18 protein-coding genes are annotated in these 16,494 nt (G+C 69.5%); 8 read left to right on the forward strand and 10 right to left on the reverse strand.

Going from position 1 to position 16,494, the window contains the following annotated elements; translation table 11 throughout:
- Positions 1 to 10: 10 nt before the first annotated feature.
- Together ABFX45_RS39990 and ABFX45_RS39995 are read left to right on the forward strand one after the other, a co-directional pair.
- Positions 11 to 295: a type II toxin-antitoxin system Phd/YefM family antitoxin gene (locus ABFX45_RS39990; protein ID WP_346136022.1), complete on the forward strand. Its 285-nt coding sequence runs from the start codon at positions 11 to 13 to the stop codon at positions 293 to 295.
- A complete protein-coding gene (locus ABFX45_RS39995) occupies positions 283 to 705 on the forward strand; it encodes a type II toxin-antitoxin system VapC family toxin (protein ID WP_109642568.1) in 423 nt (140 codons plus the stop codon). The genes ABFX45_RS39990 and ABFX45_RS39995 overlap by 13 nt, the downstream gene beginning before the upstream one ends.
- Here ABFX45_RS39995 and ABFX45_RS40000 read toward each other — a convergent pair.
- The gene (locus ABFX45_RS40000) at positions 684 to 1,223 is read right to left on the reverse strand and encodes an HAD domain-containing protein (protein WP_346136025.1); all 540 of its coding nucleotides are present in this window, start codon (positions 1,221 to 1,223) and stop codon (positions 684 to 686) included. The genes ABFX45_RS39995 and ABFX45_RS40000 overlap by 22 nt on opposite strands.
- Before the next feature lie 59 nt (positions 1,224 to 1,282).
- On the opposite strand from ABFX45_RS40000, the gene ABFX45_RS40005 reads away from it, so the two are divergent.
- Complete coding sequence (locus ABFX45_RS40005) at positions 1,283 to 1,603, forward strand: hypothetical protein (RefSeq protein WP_346136026.1); 321 nt, start codon at positions 1,283 to 1,285, stop codon at positions 1,601 to 1,603.
- Position 1,604: 1 nt separating this feature from the next.
- Here the strand turns inward: ABFX45_RS40005 and ABFX45_RS40010 are convergent, their stop codons facing one another.
- The 5 genes from ABFX45_RS40010 to ABFX45_RS40030 form a co-directional block, all read right to left on the reverse strand.
- Positions 1,605 to 2,765: a cytochrome P450 gene (locus ABFX45_RS40010; protein ID WP_346136028.1), complete on the reverse strand. Its 1,161-nt coding sequence runs from the start codon at positions 2,763 to 2,765 to the stop codon at positions 1,605 to 1,607.
- Positions 2,766 to 2,858: 93 nt separating this feature from the next.
- Positions 2,859 to 4,967, reverse strand: coding sequence for a 3-hydroxyacyl-CoA dehydrogenase NAD-binding domain-containing protein (locus ABFX45_RS40015; protein ID WP_346136031.1), 2,109 nt, complete (start codon positions 4,965 to 4,967; stop codon positions 2,859 to 2,861).
- Positions 4,964 to 6,238, reverse strand: a complete 1,275-nt coding sequence (locus tag ABFX45_RS40020) for a thiolase family protein (protein ID WP_407657047.1) — start codon at positions 6,236 to 6,238, stop codon at positions 4,964 to 4,966. Before ABFX45_RS40020 ends, ABFX45_RS40015 begins: the two co-directional genes overlap by 4 nt.
- 34 nt (positions 6,239 to 6,272) lie before the next feature.
- The gene (locus ABFX45_RS40025) at positions 6,273 to 6,722 is read right to left on the reverse strand and encodes an ABA4-like family protein (RefSeq protein ID WP_346136033.1); all 450 of its coding nucleotides are present in this window, start codon (positions 6,720 to 6,722) and stop codon (positions 6,273 to 6,275) included.
- The gene (locus ABFX45_RS40030; RefSeq protein ID WP_109642581.1) at positions 6,719 to 7,624 is read right to left on the reverse strand and encodes a hypothetical protein; all 906 of its coding nucleotides are present in this window, start codon (positions 7,622 to 7,624) and stop codon (positions 6,719 to 6,721) included. The genes ABFX45_RS40025 and ABFX45_RS40030 overlap by 4 nt, the downstream gene beginning before the upstream one ends.
- 62 nt (positions 7,625 to 7,686) lie before the next feature.
- Here ABFX45_RS40030 and ABFX45_RS40035 point away from each other — a divergent pair, with 62 nt between their 5' ends.
- A complete protein-coding gene (locus ABFX45_RS40035) occupies positions 7,687 to 8,322 on the forward strand; it encodes a MerR family transcriptional regulator (RefSeq protein WP_109642583.1) in 636 nt (211 codons plus the stop codon).
- 282 nt (positions 8,323 to 8,604) lie between these two features.
- On the opposite strand, the gene ABFX45_RS40040 is transcribed toward ABFX45_RS40035, so the two are convergent.
- The 3 genes from ABFX45_RS40040 to ABFX45_RS40050 all read right to left on the reverse strand — a co-directional run bounded on the left by ABFX45_RS40040 (position 8,605) and on the right by ABFX45_RS40050 (position 11,265).
- The gene (locus ABFX45_RS40040; RefSeq protein ID WP_109642585.1) at positions 8,605 to 9,096 is read right to left on the reverse strand and encodes a GNAT family N-acetyltransferase; all 492 of its coding nucleotides are present in this window, start codon (positions 9,094 to 9,096) and stop codon (positions 8,605 to 8,607) included.
- A 131-nt stretch (positions 9,097 to 9,227) separates the two neighbouring features.
- Positions 9,228 to 10,478, reverse strand: coding sequence for a ribonuclease D (locus ABFX45_RS40045; protein WP_109642588.1), 1,251 nt, complete (start codon positions 10,476 to 10,478; stop codon positions 9,228 to 9,230).
- Between the two features lie 70 nt (positions 10,479 to 10,548).
- Positions 10,549 to 11,265: a response regulator gene (locus ABFX45_RS40050; protein WP_015099292.1), complete on the reverse strand. Its 717-nt coding sequence runs from the start codon at positions 11,263 to 11,265 to the stop codon at positions 10,549 to 10,551.
- A gap of 254 nt (positions 11,266 to 11,519) precedes the next feature.
- On the opposite strand from ABFX45_RS40050, the gene ABFX45_RS40055 reads away from it, so the two are divergent.
- Positions 11,520 to 12,662 carry a dipeptidase gene (locus ABFX45_RS40055; RefSeq protein ID WP_407657048.1) on the forward strand — a complete coding sequence of 381 codons (1,143 nt, stop codon included), beginning with the start codon at positions 11,520 to 11,522 and terminating at the stop codon, positions 12,660 to 12,662.
- Here ABFX45_RS40055 and ABFX45_RS40060 read toward each other — a convergent pair.
- Complete coding sequence (locus ABFX45_RS40060; protein ID WP_030471905.1) at positions 12,659 to 13,201, reverse strand: DUF3000 domain-containing protein; 543 nt, start codon at positions 13,199 to 13,201, stop codon at positions 12,659 to 12,661. The two genes, ABFX45_RS40055 and ABFX45_RS40060, sit on opposite strands and share 4 nt — an antisense overlap.
- A gap of 93 nt (positions 13,202 to 13,294) precedes the next feature.
- Here ABFX45_RS40060 and hemE point away from each other — a divergent pair, with 93 nt between their 5' ends.
- From hemE to hemQ, 3 genes are read left to right on the forward strand one after another with little or no spacing between them, the layout of a single operon-like run.
- Positions 13,295 to 14,332 (forward strand): uroporphyrinogen decarboxylase, encoded by a 1,038-nt coding sequence (gene hemE / locus ABFX45_RS40065; protein ID WP_346136037.1) that lies wholly within the window; start codon positions 13,295 to 13,297, stop codon positions 14,330 to 14,332.
- The gene (gene hemG / locus ABFX45_RS40070; protein WP_346136038.1) at positions 14,332 to 15,759 is read left to right on the forward strand and encodes a protoporphyrinogen oxidase; all 1,428 of its coding nucleotides are present in this window, start codon (positions 14,332 to 14,334) and stop codon (positions 15,757 to 15,759) included. The genes hemE and hemG overlap by 1 nt, the downstream gene beginning before the upstream one ends.
- 23 nt (positions 15,760 to 15,782) lie before the next feature.
- On the forward strand, positions 15,783 to 16,475 hold the full coding sequence (gene hemQ, locus ABFX45_RS40075) for a hydrogen peroxide-dependent heme synthase (protein WP_109642599.1): 693 nt from the start codon (positions 15,783 to 15,785) through the stop codon (positions 16,473 to 16,475).
- Positions 16,476 to 16,494 lie beyond the last annotated feature (19 nt).

Below are 16,494 nucleotides of genomic sequence, written 5' to 3' on the forward strand. Positions count from 1 at the left end.
CATTGGTGTCATGAAGCTCAAGGCCATCGGGCAGCGTGAGCTCCGCAACGACAACGCGGAGATCATGCGCCGTGTCGAGGCGGGTGAGGGCTTCGTCGTCACCCGCAACAACAAACCGGTCGCGCAGCTCCTGCCGTATCGGCCGGAAGCCCCGTCGCGGCCGCCGCTCCGTGACGTGCAGGTGTTGTTCGGGACGCTGCCGCCGGTCGACGCGGATCGCTGGGAGGCCGACAGGAATGCGGCCGACGAGGTCTTCGGCGCGGACGACCCGCTGGAAGACCCGTGGCAGAGGTGAGTCGCTGCCTGCTCGACACCTGTGTGCTGATCAGGCTCGAGCGGGCGCACCTGGGGGACTACATCGACGCGCAGCCGTTCCTCAGCGCGGTCACCATCGCGGAGCTGGCGTTCGGGCTGGACACCGACGACCCCGTCGAGCGTTTCGCCCGCACGGAGCGGTACTACGCGGCGCTGCAGACGTTCGAGGTGCTGCCGTTCGGTGTGGAGGAGGCCAAGGTCTACGGGCAGATGGCCTCGCTGGTGCGGAGAGCCGGCCGCAGTCCTCGTCCGCGGCGGATGGACCTGCAGATCGCGGCCACCGCGGCGGTCGCGGGCATGCCGGTGCTGACCATGAACGTCAAGGACTTCAAGGACGTCGAACGGCTCGTCGAGGTCGTGCCGATCCGTCAGGTCCAGCGCCCGGCATGATCACTCCGCCGTTCACCTCGGGTGAGGAACGTGCGGACCTGCTCCAGGTGTTCGATGCCGATGCCCTTGCGCGGGTCGACCGGCACGAGCAGCGTGCCCGGCCGGGCAGCCGCCCACCCGGCGTCGCGCGGCTGGAACTCGTCGTCCAGCCAGGCGATCGGCCGTGTACCCGCCCACTCGGTGATCGCGGGCACCTTCCCGTGGTGGCCGTCGCGGTGGTCGGCGCCGCGGCCGCCGAAGTCGATCCACTCCAGCTCGGGCAGCCCGAGCCGCGGCCCGATGAACTCGTTCGCCTCGTGCTCCCACGTCGTCGCCCACACCAGGTCCGCATCCGCCGCGGCGGCGAGCGAGAGCAGCCACGGGCCGTGGGACGGGTCCAGCCAGACACGCAGTGGCCTGGAGAAACCCGCGGGACGGATGCGGTGTGTGGTGTAGCCGGCCGGGCGCCGGGTCGGCTTCGCCAGGTAGGGATTCAGCGGGCCGTCGACGTCGACCAGAACCGCCGGTCGGGGCAACATGACCCGATCGAAACATCCGGACTGCTAATGATCCCGCGATTTTTCGCGATACGGGACACATGACTCTCACGGAGATCGCGGCCTGGTGCACGGCAGACCACGTGCGGGCCGCGCTCGAACGTCAGCTCGAAGGTGCGCTGGTAGAAGTCCCCGATGACGACGACTCGCCGCGCCGGGCGTTCAGCGAGGCGTTGCGGCGGTCGCTGATGCTGCGCCAGAAGCACCCGTTCGACGTCGTCGCGCTCGGCCTGCCGGATCTGCTGCGTTACCGCGACCTGGTGGCCGGATCCGAGGTGACGTTGCGGGCGACGAACATCGAGGCCTACTTCATCGGCCAGGACGGCAGCGCGGAGCAGTACCAGCCCGAACTCGAGGACTAGTTCACCAGGTCACCGGCAGCGCGGTCACGCCGCGCACCATGTAGCCCCGGTTCCAGCCGAGCTCCTGCTCCGGCACGGCGAGACGCAGCGCGGGCATGCGGGTCAGCAGGCGTTCCAGCGCGACCTGGAGTTCCAGCCTGGCCAGTTGTGCGCCCAGGCAGTAGTGCGCTCCGTGCCCGAACGCCAGGTGCGGATTGGGATCGCGGGCGAAGTCGAGGGAGTCGGCGTCGGCGAAGACGCGGGGATCGCGGTTCGTCACGGGCACCTCGACCAGCACCGGCTCGCCGCGCGCGATGACCACGTCGCCGACCGGCACGTCCTCGGTGGCGAAGCGCGCGAAGACGGCGGTCGTCGGTAGCGGGATGTAGCGCAGCATCTCCTCCACCGCGGCGGGCAGTCGCGAGAGGTCGGCGCGCAGCTCCTCGAGCAGGGACGGGCCCGTCAGCAGCAGGTACACCATGTTGGGCAGCTGCGTCTTCACCGTCTCCAGGCCGCCGACCAGGATGCTGAACGAGACCATGACGAGCTCGTCGACGGTGAGTTCGCCCGCGTTCAGGCAGCGCACCAGCGCGCCGAACAGGTCGTCGGTCGGAGCTTCGGCACGCCGGTGGGCGAGAGCGGCCAGGTAGTCGCAGATGGCGGTGTAGTGCTCTGCGGCGACCGAAGCAGGTACCGCGCCCGTGCTGAGGAAGCTGTCTGCCCACATGCCGAACTCTTCGTGATCCTCCTGCGGCACGCCGAGCAGCGTCGTGATCATCAGCATCGGGAACGGGCGGGCCAGGCCCTCCACCAGGTCGGCGGGCGGGGTCAGGTCGTCCAGCAGTGAGTCCACGATCTCGACGGCGCGCGGGCGCAGGGCCTGTACGCGGCGCACGGTGAAGACGCTCGTCACCAGCTTGCGCAGCCGGGTGTGCTGTGGCGCGTCGAGGGACAGGATGCCGGGCGAGTTGTTGTGTTCGCCCATTCGCGGTTCGTCGAGCTGGTCCGCGGTGGTGCGCACGAACCGGGGGTCGCTCAGCACCGCCCGTGCTTCCGGATGGCCCGTCACGAGCCAGGTTTCCTTGCCGTAGGGGAACTTCACGCGGGTGAGCGGCGGCGTCGCGGTCAGCTCGGGGTCGATCTCGAGACGACCGGGCTCCGCGAAGGGGTAGCTTCTGGCCATGCACCGAAGGTAGGCCGATGATCACTGCCGGTGTACGCCCGAGCAGGCGAAAACGCCCGGCTCCCAAGGGGAACCGGGCGTCTTCGTGACTACCTAGGCCGGCACGGACGCCACACCCGGCGCCAGGAACCGCTTGCCCGTCACCTTCTCCGAGATGCCGGTGCGGTCCAGGTACGGCGTGATGCCACCCAGCCAGAACGGCCATCCGGCACCGAGGATCATGCACAGGTCGATGTCCTGCGCCTCCGCGACCACGCCCTCGTCGAGCATGATCCGGATCTCCTCGGCCAGAGCCTCCAGCGCGCGGGTCTTGACCTCCTCACCCGACAGGGGCGAGTCGCCGAACTCCCACAGCGCCTGGACCTCGGGGTCGACCGTCTGCGCACCGGTGGAGTCCCACTGCCAGACGGCGCCCTTGCCCGCCGCGACGAACTTCTTCATGTTCTCCGACACCGAGAAGCGGTCGGGGAACGCGTTGTGCATCGTCTCCGACACGTGCAGCGCGACGGCGGAACCGACCAGCTGCAGCAGGATCATCGGCGACATCGGCAGGCCGAGCGGCTCGGTGGCCTTGTCCGCGACCTCGAAGGAGGTGCCCTCGTCGACCGACTTGATGACCTCGCCCATGAAGCGGGTCAGCAGGCGGTTCACGACGAACGCGGGCGCGTCCTTCACCAGCACCGAGGACTTCTTCAGCTGCTTGCCGACCGCGAACGCCGTCGCCAGCGTGGCGTCGTCGGTCTGCTCGGCGCGCACGATCTCCAGCAGCGGCATGACCGCGACCGGGTTGAAGAAGTGGAAGCCCACGACCCGCTCGGGGTGCTTGAGCTTCGACGCCATGTCCGTGATGGACAGCGACGACGTGTTCGTGGCGAGGATGGCCTCGGCGGAGACGTGCTCCTCGACCTCGGCGAACACCTGCTGCTTCACGGCGAGGTCCTCGAACACGGCCTCGATCACGAAGTCGGCGTCGGCGAACGCGGCCTTGTCCAGCGAACCGGACACGAGCGCCTTCAACCTGTTCGCCTCGTCCGGCGAGATGCGCTTCTTGCCGGCCAGCTTGTCGATCTCGCCGTGGACGTAGCCGACGCCCTTGTCCACGCGTGCCTGGTCGATGTCGGTCAGCACGACCGGCACGTGCAGGCGGCGGATGAACAGCAGCGCCATCTGCGACGCCATCAGACCGGCACCGACGACGCCGACCTTGGTCACCTTGCGCGCCAGCGACTTGTCCGGCGCACCGGCCGGCCGCTTCGCGCGCTTCTGCACCAGGTTGAACGAGTACAGCCCGGCACGGAGCTCGTCGCTCATGACCAGGTCCGCGAGGCCCTCGGTCTCGGCGGCGTAGCCCTTCTCCAGGTCGTTCTCGCGCGCCAGCTCCAGCAGCTCCAGCGCCTTCTGCGCACCCGGCGCCGCGCCCTTGGTCTTGCCGTGCACGATCGCCTTGGCGCGCGCGACGGCGGCGTCCCACGCCTCGCCGCGGTCGATCTCCTTGCGCGGCACGGTGATCTCACCGCGCACGACACCGGACAGCCACAGCAGCGACTGCTCCAGGTAGTCGGCGGAGTCGAACAGCACGTCCGCGATGCCCAGCGCCAGAGCTTCCTTCGGCTTGAGCATCTTGTTCTGGTTCAACGCGTTCTCGAAGATCACCGTCACGGCGTCGTTGGCGCCGATCAGGTTCGGCAGCAGCTGCGTGCCGCCCCAGCCCGGGAACAGGCCGAGGAACACCTCGGGCAGCGCGATCGCGGCCGCGTTCGACGCGAGCGTGCGGTAGTGGCACGACAGCGCGAGCTCGAGGCCACCGCCCATGACCGCGCCGTTGACGAAGGCGAAGGTCGGGACGTCCGAGTCGGTGAACTTCTTGAAGACGTCGTGGCCCAGCTTGCCGATCGTGACGCCCTGCGAGCGGTCCGTCGCCTGCTCGACGGCGGACAGGTCCGCGCCGACGGCGAAGATGAACGGCTTGCCGGTCACCGCGATCGCGGCGGGGCCGGCCGCGTGGGCCTCGTCGAACGCCGCACCGAGTGACACCAGCGACTGCGGGCCGAACGTCGACGGGCGGGTGTGGTCCAGGCCGTTGTCGATCGTGATGAGCGCGACCGGCTTGTCGAGGCCGGGAACGCTGATCAGACGCGTCTTGGCGTGGGTGACGACCTCGTCGGGGAAGATCGCCTTTGCTTCCTCAGCGGTGATGGTCACTTGTCGCCACTCCAGTTCGGGTTCTCCCAGATAACGGTGCCGCCCATGCCGATGCCGATGCACATGGTGGTGAGGCCGTAGCGGACGTCCGGCCGCTCGGCGAACTGACGCGACAGCTGCGTCATCAGCCGGACACCGGACGAGGCCAGCGGGTGGCCAGTGGCGATCGCGCCGCCCCACTGGTTCACGCGCGGGTCGTCGTCGGCGATGCCGAAGTGGTCGAGGAACGCGAGGACCTGGATGGCGAACGCCTCGTTGACCTCGAACAGGCCGATGTCCTCAATGGACAGACCGGCGCGCTCGAGAGCCTTCTCGGTCGCCGGCACCGGGCCGATGCCCATGACCTCGGGCTCGACGCCCAGGAACGAGTAGCCGACCATCCGCATGCCGATGGGCAGGCCGAGCTCGCGCGCGGTCTCCTCCTCGGCGAGGATGCAGCCCGTCGCACCGTCGTTCAGACCGGCCGCGTTGCCCGCGGTGATCCGGCCGTGCGGGCGGAACGGCGTCTTGAGCTTGGCCAGGTCCTCGACGGTGGTGCCGGGACGCGGCGGCTCGTCGGCGGTGGCGAGGCCCCAGCCGTGCTCGGCGGAACGGGTCGCGACGGGCACGAGCTCCGGGCCGATCTTGCCGTTCTTGAGCGCGTCGGCGTACTTGGCCTGGGAAGCGGCCGCGTAGGCGTCCGTGCGCTCCTTGGTGATGTGCGGGAACCGGTCGTGCAGGTTCTCCGCGGTCTGGCCCATCACGAGCGCGCTGGTGTCGACGATCTTGTCCGACAGGAAGCGCGGGTTCGGGTCGACGCCCTCGCCCATCGGGTGGCGGCCCATGTGCTCGACGCCGCCAGCGATCGCGATGTCGTACGCGCCGAACGCGATACCGCTCGCCGCGGTCGTGACGGCGGTCATCGCGCCCGCGCACATGCGGTCGATCGAGTAACCGGGGACCGACTTCGGCAGGCCCGCGAGCAGTGCGGCGGTGCGGCCGAGCGTGAGGCCCTGGTCGCCGATCTGCGTGGTCGCGGCGATGGCGACCTCGTCGACGCGCTCCGGCGGCAGCTCGGGGTGCCTGCGCAGCAGCTCACGGATGACCTTCACGATGAGGTCGTCGGCACGGGTCTCGGCGAAAATGCCCTTGGGGCCGGCCTTGCCGAACGGCGTCCGCACGCCGTCGACGAAGACCACGTTCCGAACGCGTGCCGGCGCTGCTGGTGCGGCCACGGCGTCTCCTCCACTTGTGGTGACAACTCTGTCCACCGGGCAGGGGGTGCGCGACATCCCTACCGGTCGGTAACGCCAACTCTAGCCCTAGTTACTGGCGGGTAACCACAGCGGCACCCCTGTTCTTTGCGTCACACACCTTGCGCACGATCAGGAACAGCGGCAACCCGACCGGCGCCAGCAGGATCGTGATCACCAGAACGGGTGCCATGACCAGCGGGTGGACGTTCAGCCGGCGCCCCTCCAGGTACATCCAGCGCCCGACGAACAGGTCCCACGCGATCATGTGCGCCCACACCAGCGCGGCGCCGGTGTCCGTGCTCATGAACTCGGCCAGCGCCGGGAGTTCCGGTCGCGTGACCAGAGGGATCAGCTCCGGCAGCACGGGGACCATGAGCACGACGTAGATCACGACCGGCGGCAGCACGATGAGGTACGACTCGGCGATCCTGCGCGTCCACGACCACTTCGGCGCGAAGATCATGAGCGCCCAGAACGGTGCGATCAACAGGAACGTCAGGTCGAACAGGATGGCGGTCATGCGGCCACGAGCTCCTTCTCGGTGTTCTGCTGCGGCTGCCGCGCCCACACCACGCCCAGCGCGGTCCCGGCGACGATGACAGCGGCGACGACCAGGGTGAGGGCGTCCGGCTTGATGAGCGGCTGGGCGCGCATGGCCTGCCAGATCACCAGCAGGGTCAGCCCGAGGTAGCCGCCGCTGATCACCCACGCGAGGCGCGCGTTCGCCCACCGGCCGGCGAGCGTGATCAGCAGGGGCAGGAACTGCAGGGCGTGCATGCCGATGAAGTGGCCGACCCGGTAGTCGCCGTACACCGTGCTCCACCCGGTGAAGGGCATCGACGGTCCGCCGTCGGCCCCGCCGATCGAGTGCGCGCCGAGCGTGCCCTGGTCGATGGACTGGCCGGGCTTCGGCTGGGTCATCAGGAAGCCGACGCCCATGCCGATCAGCGCGATCAGCAGGCTGAAGCGCACCGTCCAGCCCAGGGCGGGGTCGGCGAACTTCTTGCGCAGCAACATGAGTGCGATGACCAGGTTCGCGACCCAGAGGACCACGACCATCGTGCCCATGGCGCTGAACAGCGCCGCGTCGAGCGGCGTCTCGAAGTTGAAGTGGCTGCGCTTCCCCCTGACGACCTGTCCGACGATGATCGCCATCTCGCCGACGCCGACGAGCGCGGACACGGTCCCGAGCCACCACGCGATCCGGTGCGCGCGGCCATCGAGAAGGCTGATGAACCACGCCAGCGAGGCGCTGTAGAGCACGAACGACACCGCGAACTTGAACGGCTTGAACCAGATCGGCGAGTCGACCAGCACCCGGTCGTCCAGCAGCATGCCGAGTGCGGCGATCGGAGTCAGAACGACCATGGACAGCGTGAAGAGCATTAACGGCCGGTGCCAGTTGTATGCGGTCTTCAGCATCTGAGCCCCCTCAGAAGAATGGATAGCGGCGCTCGCCGCTATCGGAAAGGTACACTATCCATATGCGTGTTGGCGAGCTTTCGAAGCGAAGCGGCGTCCCGGTGCCGACGATCAAGTACTACCTGCGTGAGGGACTGCTGCCCGCCGGCGTGCTGACCAGCCCGAACCAGGCCCACTACGACGACGAGCACCTCCGTCGCCTCCGGCTGGTGCGTGCCCTCGTGGACGTCGGTGGCCTCTCGATCGCGGCGGTTCGAGACGTCCTCGCCGCCATCGACAACCGCGACGAGTCACTGCACGAGAAGCTCGGCGCCGTGCAGGAGGCCATCAGCCAGCCGGGCTCGGGCGAGCTCGACCCGCTCGCCGTCGAGGACGTTCTCGCGTTCGTCCGGCGGCAGGGCGAGGAGTACTGCGACGTCACCGAGAGCAACGTGACCCACATGCTCGCCATGGCGCTGTCCGCGGCCCGCTCGGTCGGCCACGACCACTTCCACGACCTGCTCGACCCCTACCTGGAGGGGTTGAAGATCATCGCGCAGGCGGACGTCGAGTACGTCGCGCGGCGCGGTTCGCCCGACGACGTCATCGAGGGAATGGTCGTGGGCACCCTGATCGGCGACGCCGTGCTCAAGGCGGTGCGGCGGCTCGCGCACACCCAGGCGTCGCGCAAGGTGATCGGAGATGGCTCGGCCGACTGACAGGGCGGGCGTGCAAACGCCGAAGACCGTGCTCAGCGCGACGCCGAGCACGGTCTTTCACTGAACGGAGAGCGATCAGGCGGTCGTGAGCTCCCGCGACCGGGTGTCCGCCCGGCTCAGGGTCGCGGTGAGGACCTCGTCGAGCGGCGTCGCCGTCAGCCCGAACGTGGAACCGACGCGGGAAGCGTCGACGACGAACGGGCGGTGGGACGAGCGCCGACTCGTTGCGGCAGCACCTGGTACGCCGGACCGGTCTCACGCCGAGCGCCTACCGCAGGTCGTTCAGGACTGCCGTCGCAGCGGCTTCAGCCACCTGATCTCGCCGTCGTGCCACTCGCCGGTGGGGGAGAGGCCGGCGGAGGCGGCCACCGCGGCGGACGCGTGGTGATCGGGATGAACGTGCGCGATCACGGTGTCCACCGGCTGGGTGCCGAGCCAGCCGACGAGACCTCGCGCCGCCTCACTCGCGATGCCGCGACCCTGCCACGGCGTGCCGACGACCCAGGCGATCTCCGCGGTCCGGCCGGTGATGGTCGCCTGGACGGTGCCGGCAAGCCGGTCGTCGGCGCGCAGCCGGATCACCCAGTTGAGCCAGCGCTGGGCCGGGTCGGGTGAGCCCGCGACCAACCTCTCGTACCGGGCGAGGAGCGCCTCCGGCGAGAGCGGGGCGCCGCCGGTGAACGTGTGCAGCGCCGGGTCCGCCAGCACCGTCGCCATCTCCGCGGCGTGCTCGACCCGCAGCGGCAGCAGGTCCAGCCGGTCGGTGCTGATCATGCGAACCTGCCCCTTGCAATGAGTCTTTTGCGGACGTCGTCCAAAGTCTCATTGCTAAGGGGCAGGTCAGCAAGGGTCGACCGGCGGTGGGCCGGGGTGAACTGATATATCGGATATTGGATGTGGGTGGGTCAGGCCTGCGGTGCTGTCGCCGCCAGCGCCTTCGTCATGGCTTCGAGGGTGAGCTCGATCTGCCACGACCGGGCCCCGCCGTCGCGCAGCGCGGTGGCCACGGATTCGGGGGAGACGTCGGCCGGCGGTTGCCAGCAGGTGCGGCGCACGAGGTCCGGCAGCAGGAGGTTCTCCACCGGGAGGGTGTTGGCCTCGGCGATGGCCGTCAGTGCCGTGCGGGCCGCGGCCAGACGGGCCGCCGCGTCCGGGTCCTTGTCCGCCCAGCGGTTGGGCGGGGGAGGACCTTCGTGCTGCCCGGCGGGCTCTGGGAGCTCCGACTTGGGCAGGGCGGCGGCTTTGCGCAGGGCGTTCATCCAGACGCCGGACATGCGGCGCTGGGCCCGGCCGCGGAAGACCGGCAGCGCGAGCAGCTCGGGTTCCGAAGCGGGGTTGCGGGCGGCTGCCTCCATCAGGGCGGAGTCCGGGAGGACTCGGCCGGGGGCGATGTCGCGTTCGCGGGCCACGGCGTCGCGGGCTTCCCAGAGCGCGCGGACGAGGGCCAGTTGACGCTGGTTGCGCACGCGGTGGATACCCGACGTGCGCCGCCAGGGGTCGGTACGGGGGCGCGGCAACGGCGCCATCCGTACCGCCTCGAACTCCTCGAGCGCCCAGGCGAGTTTGCCCTGGCGCTCCAGCTCGGCCTCGAGAACGTCGCGGAGCTGAACGAGCAGCTCCACGTCCAGAGCGGCATACGTCAGCCAGTCGGCAGGAAGGGGGCGGCGCGACCAGTCGGCCGCGCCGTGCCCCTTCTCCAGCCGATAGCCGAGCAGTCGCTCGACCAGCGTGCCCAATGCCACGCGTTCGAACCCAGCCAGCCTGCCCGCCAGCTCGGTGTCGAACAGCACGCCGGGTCGCAGCCCGAGTTCGGCGAGGCACGGCAGGTCCTGAGACGCTGCGTGCAACACCCACTCGGTGCCGTCCAGCGCCTGCACCAGCGGGTCGAGCCGTCCGCCTAGAGCGATCGGGTCGACCAACCAGGTGCCGGCGCCCTCCCGGCGCAGTTGCACCAGATAGGCACGCTGTGAGTAGCGGTAGCCCGAGGCTCGCTCGGTGTCCACCGCGACCGGGCCCTTCGCCCCGGCGAGCGCGTCAGCGGCTCGCCGGAGCGCAGCAGGATCGGCGACCACGGGCGGGACCCCATCAGCAGGTTCCGTCAGCGGTACCGGATCTGGTCCGGTTGGTGCGGTTGGCTCGTCGGCGGGTACATCCACAGCGGATGACCCTACGACGATCGCACCACTCACAGGTGTTCTCGGCCGGTTCAGTGCTTCAAACCGGTATCTAACGGATCACGCCGGCACGCATGGCCAGCGCGACCATCTGAGCGCGATCCCCGGTGCCCAGCTTCCGGCCGATCCGCGACAGGTGAGACTTCACCGTCAACGCGGACAGGCTCAGAGCCTCGCCGATTTCCTTGTTGCTCTGGCCATCGGCGACCAGCTGGAGCACCTCGACCTCACGCGCGGAGAGTTCCCGCGGCGTGTTGTCGGTGCCCGGCACCCGAGTACCCGCTGCGAGTACTGGTGCCACGCTCGGATCTGCGTAAACGCCGCCATCGAGAACCCGGCGCACCCCGTCGGTGACCACCATCGGAGAGGCGGACTTCAGGAGGTACGCCTGGGCGCCCGCCTGGAAGGCCGACCTGACCGCGTAGGGGTCGTCGGAGGATGCGAGGACCACGATGCGGGGCCAGCCCTGGGCACGGAGTTCCGTGACCAGGTCGATGCCGGTGCCATCCGGCAAGCCCAGATCGAGGATCGCGAGGTCGCAAGGACCGGTTGCAAGTGCCCGCGCCCGAGCCTCTGCCACCGATGCGGCCTCATGCACTGTGCCGGCTCCCATTTGCGTGAGCCGAGCTGATATCGCCTCCCTCAGCAGTGGGTGGTCGTCGACCACCAGCACTGAAAAAAGCTCTTCCCGCGGGTGCGGGACCATGTTCGCCGGCAACGAGCCGGCTGGCGTGGTACGAACGGCCTGACCTAAGCCGACGGCAGCCACGTCACTACCTCCCTGGAGTCGGTCGTGCCCCCCGACCGGCACCGGGACTTTCGCCCAATCAGCCGCGCCACTGATCGACCGAAAGTGGTGTCGTCTGGGGCAGCGTAGCCGCCCAAGCGGGTCTACGGGACGATCAATCGGGTATCTATCCCTATTGAGTTGTGACAGATGGCCTCAGTTGTCACACGATTGGCTGACAACTGGATAGGGGGAGTAACGCGAGTTGCCCTCATGACGACATCTAGGAGATGGTTGTGCCGAGCCTGACCGGTCCCGAGCGAGCGCGGGCGTTGCTGCAGCGTGTGCCCCTCGTCGACGGCCACAACGACCTCCCGTGGGCTCTCCGGGAGTTCGGTGAGGGAACGGGCGAGGACGTCTACACGACCGCCGCGAAGATCGATCTCACGGAACGTCATCCCAGCTTGCACACGGACATCGTGAAAATGCGCGAGGGCGGCCTCGGCATGCAGTTCTGGTCCGTCTGGATTCCCGGCAGGCTCGCCGGCGACGGAGCGGTCACCGCGGTGCTGGAGCAGGTCGAACTGGTCTACGAGCTGGCAGGGCGGTACTCCGATCACCTGGGCATCGCCACGACCGCCGCCGAGGCGGAAAAAGTCTTCGCGTCCGGGCGTGTCGCGTCCCTCCTCGGTGCCGAGGGCGGACATTCCATCAACTCTTCACTCGGCGTTCTGCGCGCGTTGCGCCGCCTGGGCGTCCGCTACATGACGCTCACCCACAACGACAACACCCCGTGGGCCGACAGCGCCACTGACCAGCCCGAACACGGCGGCCTGACGGAGTTCGGCCGCGAGGTCGTGCGCGAGATGAACCGCATCGGCATGCTCGTCGACCTCTCGCACGTCGCGCCGAGCACGATGCACGCCGCGCTCGAGACGAGCGTCAAGCCCGTCATCTTCAGCCACTCGTCGTGCCGCCACGTTGCCGACCATCCGCGCAACATCCCGGACGACGTCCTGGTCAAGCTCAAGACCAACGGCGGTGTGGCCATGATCACATTCGTGCCGAGCTTCGTAGCACCCCGGTTCGCTGAATGGGATGCAGCCCTTCGTGACGCCATGACGGCCGCGGGGCAGAACCACGCCGACCTCGACGCCCGCAAGGTGTTCGGCGAGAAGTGGATCGTCGACCACCCGGCGCCGGTCGCGACGCTCGACGACGTCGTCGCGCACGTCGAGCACGCGCGTGAGGTCGTCGGCATCGACCACATCGGCCTCGGTGGCGACTACGACGGGGTCCAGGCGCTGCCGCAGGGACTCGAGGACGTGTCGACCTACCCGAACCTCATCGGCGCGCTGCTCGACAAGGGCTGGTCCGAGGACGACTGCGCGAAGCTCGCGGGCGCGAACATCCTGCGCGTCCTCAGGGACGCCGACTAGCGCTGCCCGAAGAGGGTGACCCCGACCGGCGGCAGCCCGACGGCCGTCGCCATCAGCTCGTAGAACGCGGTGCCGTGCTCGGCGAGCTCTCCGTCGAGCGCGGTCCACGACGCGCGCAGCTCCAGGTCGTCCGTGCGAGCCGGTCCGGCGATGTCACCGAACCTGGCCGACGACGTCTGCGTCACGGTTCCGCCGAGCGCGGTGAACCTGGCGCCCGACTGTTCGAGGGCCTCGGTCAGCCACGACCAGCCGACCTCGGGCAGCAGCGGGTCGGAGGCGAGCTCGTGGTCGAGCTCCACGCGCACGTAGGCCACCACTCGCAGGACACCGCCCCACGCCTCGTCGCCGTCCGGGTCGTGCAGGAGCACGAGGCGTCCTGTCGACAGTTCGTCCGACGGGCCGGTGACCTCAGCCGTCAGCGCGTACGCCCACGGCGCGAGCCGCTGCGGCGGGCGAACCTCGGTGAGTTCGATCTCGGGCCTGTGGCGAACCGACTTGAGCGTCCCCACCGCCCGGCGGAAGATTTCCGGCTCGGTCACACAACTGACTGTATGCCTCGCAAACCGACCGAGTGACGGCGGCACGCCGGGGCGTGGGACCATGAAGCGGAAAGAAAGAGAGATGACTGCACAGTGTCAAACCTTTCGGCACCCCTCCTCGTGGCCGCTCGTGGCGGCACCCCGTCGCACACCCCTGTCTGGTTCATGAGGCAGGCGGGACGGTCGCTGCCCGAGTACCGGGCGCTTCGTCAGGGCACCGCGATGCTCGACGCGTGCATGGATCCCGAGATGGTCCGCGAGATCACCATGCAGCCCGTCCGGCGGCACGGCGTCGACGGCGCGATCCTCTTCTCCGACATCGTGGTGCCGCTCAAGGCGGCCGGTGTCGACCTCGACATCGTCGCGGGCACCGGTCCCGTGGTCGCGAAGCCGGTCAGGACGCTGGACGACGTGCGCAACCTGCCGGAGCTGCACGCCGAGCAGGTCCAGCCGGTCGCGGACGCCATCGGGCTGCTGCTCAAGGAACTGCCGCCGCAGGTCGCGCTCATCGGGTTCGCCGGGGCGCCGTTCACGCTCGCCTCCTACCTCGTCGAGGGCGGGCCGAGCAAGAACCACGAGCTCACCAAGGCGCTCATGCACGGCAACCCCGAGCTGTGGCACGCGTTGCTGGCCAAGATCGCGGACGTCACCGCCGCGTTCCTGCACGCGCAGCTCGACGCCGGGGTGCAGGCCGTGCAGCTGTTCGACTCGTGGGCGGGCGCGCTGTCCGAGCGCGACTACCGCGAGTTCGTGCTGCCGCACTCCAAGCGGGTGCTCCAGACGATCACGACAGTGCCGCGCATCCACTTCGGCGTCGGCACCGGCGAGCTGCTGCCCGCGATGCGCGAGGCCGGCGCGGACGTCGTCGGTGTCGACTGGCGGATCCCGCTCGACGAGGCGGTGCGGAGGCTGGAGAACGCCGCCCCGCAGCTGCCGAAGCCGGTCGTGCAGGGCAACCTCGATCCGGCGCTGTTCTTCGCAGGGTTCGAGGCCGTCGAACGCGAGGTGCGCCGCATCCACGCCGAGGGCAAGGCGGCCGCCGGCCACATCTTCAACCTGGGCCACGGCGTGCTGCCGGACACCGATCCGGAGATCATCACCCGGACCGTCGAACTGATCCACAGCTTGTAATGCGCGGAAGAGCGCCGCACGTAGCAGTCGTCGGGGGAGGGATCTCCGGCCTGGCCGCCGCGCACCGGTTGCGCATGCTGCTCGGCCCCGACGCGAAGATCACCGTGATCGAGCAGTCCGACCGGCTCGGCGGCAAGCTGCGGACCACCGAGCTCGCCGGCGTGCGGTTCGACGTGGGCGCGGAGGCGTTCCTGCACCGCAAGCCGGAGGCGCAGGAGCTGATCAACGAGGTCGGCCTCCAGGACCACGTCGTGCACCCGACGGCGGCCAAGGCGAGCGTGCACGCGGCCGGGCGGACGCACCAGCTGCCCTCGCACACGTTCATGGGCGTGCCGGCGAGCGTCGAGACCGTCCGGCAGATGCTGTCGTCGGAAGGCGCGCTGCGGGTCGAGATGGAACCGACGCTGCCGCCGATCCAGCTCAACGGCGGTGACGTCGCCGTCGGCGGGCTGGTGAAGGACAGGTTCGGCCCCGAGGTCGCGGATCGTCTCGTCGGCCCGCTGCTGGGCGGCGTCTACGCGGGGCGCGCGGACGAGCTGGGCCTGCGCGCCACCATGCCGCAGATCGCGACGCTGCTGGACAAGGGCGTCGGTTCCCTGCTCGCGGCCGCCGCGATGATGATGCCCGCGCCGCCGCAGCCACGCGCTGCCCGCCCGCCGGTCTTCGCCAGCCTCGCCAACGGCGTGTCGTCGCTCGTCGACCGGCTCGCCGAGGTCGCGAAGCCGGTCGTCCGGCTGGGCCTGCCGGTTCGCGTGCTCTCCTGGCAGGGCGACGGCTGGCGGCTGGAGATCGGCTCGGCGGCGACGCCCGAGTACCTGGAGTGCGACGGCGTCGTGCTCGCGGTCCCGGCTCCGTCGGCGCGCAAACTGCTGTCCGAGATCGCGCCGCAGGTGTCCGCCGCGTACGGCAAGGTCGAGGTCGCCTCGATGGCCGTCGTCGCGCTGGCACTGCCGCCGGGCACCGAACTGCCGGACCGCTCCGGCATCCTGATCGCGGAGGGGGAGCGGTACAGCGACCGCATCACCCCGTTCACCGCCAAGGCGTTCACGTTCTCCAGCCGCAAGTGGTCGCACTTCGGCGAGCCCGTGCTGGTGCGCGGCTCGGTCGGGCGCCGCGGCGAGACGGCGCTCCTGCAGCGCAGTGACGCGGACCTCGTGAAGGCCGTGCGCAACGACCTGTACGAGCTCACCGGGATCAAGGCCGAGCCCATCGACCACGTGGTGCAGCGCTGGGGCGGAGGCCTGCCGCAGTACGGCGTCGGGCACGTCGACCTCGTCGAGACCATCGAGAAGGGCATCGGCGACGTACCCGGCCTCGCGGTGGCCGGCGCCACGCTGCACGGCGTCGGCGTACCGGCGTGCATCGCCACCGCCGACGCGGCCGCCGCCCGTGTCGCAGCACACCTGCTGGGCCGCGTTCGCCGTTGACAGGGCCGTGCCAAGATGGACGTATGGCGCGCCTGAACTACAACGAGCTCAACGACACCATCCGCTACACGATGTGGTCGGTGTTCCGCGTCGAGCCGGGGAAGCTGCCGGAAGACCGCAGCGCCGCCGCCTCCGAGACGCAGAACTACCTCGACGCGTTGGAAGGCAAGGGCGTCGTCGTCCGCGGTGTCTACGACGTGGCCGGTCTGCGTGCCGACGCGGACTTCATGATCTGGTGGCACGCCGAGGAGATCGAGCAGGTGCAGGCCGCCTACACGGGCTTCCGCCGCACCCCGCTCGGCAAGGTCTCCACGCCGGTCTGGTCGCAGGTCGCGCTGCACCGCCCCGCCGAGTTCAACCGCAGCCACATCCCCGCGTTCCTCGCCAACGAGGAGCCGCGCAAGTACGTCTGCGTCTACCCGTTCGTGCGCTCCTACGAGTGGTACCTGCTGCCGGAGGAGGACCGCCGCAAGATGCTCGCGGACCACGGCAAGGAAGCCCGCGACTTCCCTGACGTGCGCGCGAACACCGTCGCGTCGTTCGCGCTGGGCGACTACGAGTGGATGCTCGCTTTCGAGGCCGACGAGCTGCACCGCATCGTCGACCTGATGCGGCACCTGCGCGGCACCGAGGCGCGGCTGCACGTGCGTGAGGAGATCCCCTTCTACACGGGCACCCGCGTCCCGGCCGCCGAGCTGGTCACGAACCTGCCGTGACGAGAAAGGGCCGCCCCTG

The sequence above is a fragment of the Lentzea roselyniae genome (genome assembly GCF_039537795.1).
Taxonomy (GTDB): domain Bacteria; phylum Actinomycetota; class Actinomycetes; order Mycobacteriales; family Pseudonocardiaceae; genus Lentzea; species Lentzea atacamensis.

Bases quoted from the DNA above. Each gene is read 5' to 3' on its own strand.
- ABFX45_RS39990 (WP_346136022.1), top strand. From the start codon at position 11: ATGAAGCTCAAGGCCATCGGGCAGCGTGAGCTCCGCAACGACAACGCG.
- ABFX45_RS40000 (WP_346136025.1), bottom strand. From the start codon at position 1,223: ATGTTGCCCCGACCGGCGGTTCTGGTCGACGTCGACGGCCCGCTGAAT.
- ABFX45_RS40005 (WP_346136026.1), top strand. From the start codon at position 1,283: ATGACTCTCACGGAGATCGCGGCCTGGTGCACGGCAGACCACGTGCGG.
- ABFX45_RS40010 (WP_346136028.1), bottom strand. From the start codon at position 2,765: ATGGCCAGAAGCTACCCCTTCGCGGAGCCCGGTCGTCTCGAGATCGAC.
- ABFX45_RS40020 (WP_407657047.1), bottom strand. From the start codon at position 6,238: ATGTCGCGCACCCCCTGCCCGGTGGACAGAGTTGTCACCACAAGTGGA.
- ABFX45_RS40025 (WP_346136033.1), bottom strand. From the start codon at position 6,722: ATGACCGCCATCCTGTTCGACCTGACGTTCCTGTTGATCGCACCGTTC.
- ABFX45_RS40030 (WP_109642581.1), bottom strand. From the start codon at position 7,624: ATGCTGAAGACCGCATACAACTGGCACCGGCCGTTAATGCTCTTCACG.
- ABFX45_RS40035 (WP_109642583.1), top strand. From the start codon at position 7,687: ATGCGTGTTGGCGAGCTTTCGAAGCGAAGCGGCGTCCCGGTGCCGACG.
- ABFX45_RS40040 (WP_109642585.1), bottom strand. From the start codon at position 9,096: ATGATCAGCACCGACCGGCTGGACCTGCTGCCGCTGCGGGTCGAGCAC.
- hemG (WP_346136038.1), top strand. From the start codon at position 14,332: ATGCGCGGAAGAGCGCCGCACGTAGCAGTCGTCGGGGGAGGGATCTCC.
- hemQ (WP_109642599.1), top strand. From the start codon at position 15,783: ATGGCGCGCCTGAACTACAACGAGCTCAACGACACCATCCGCTACACG.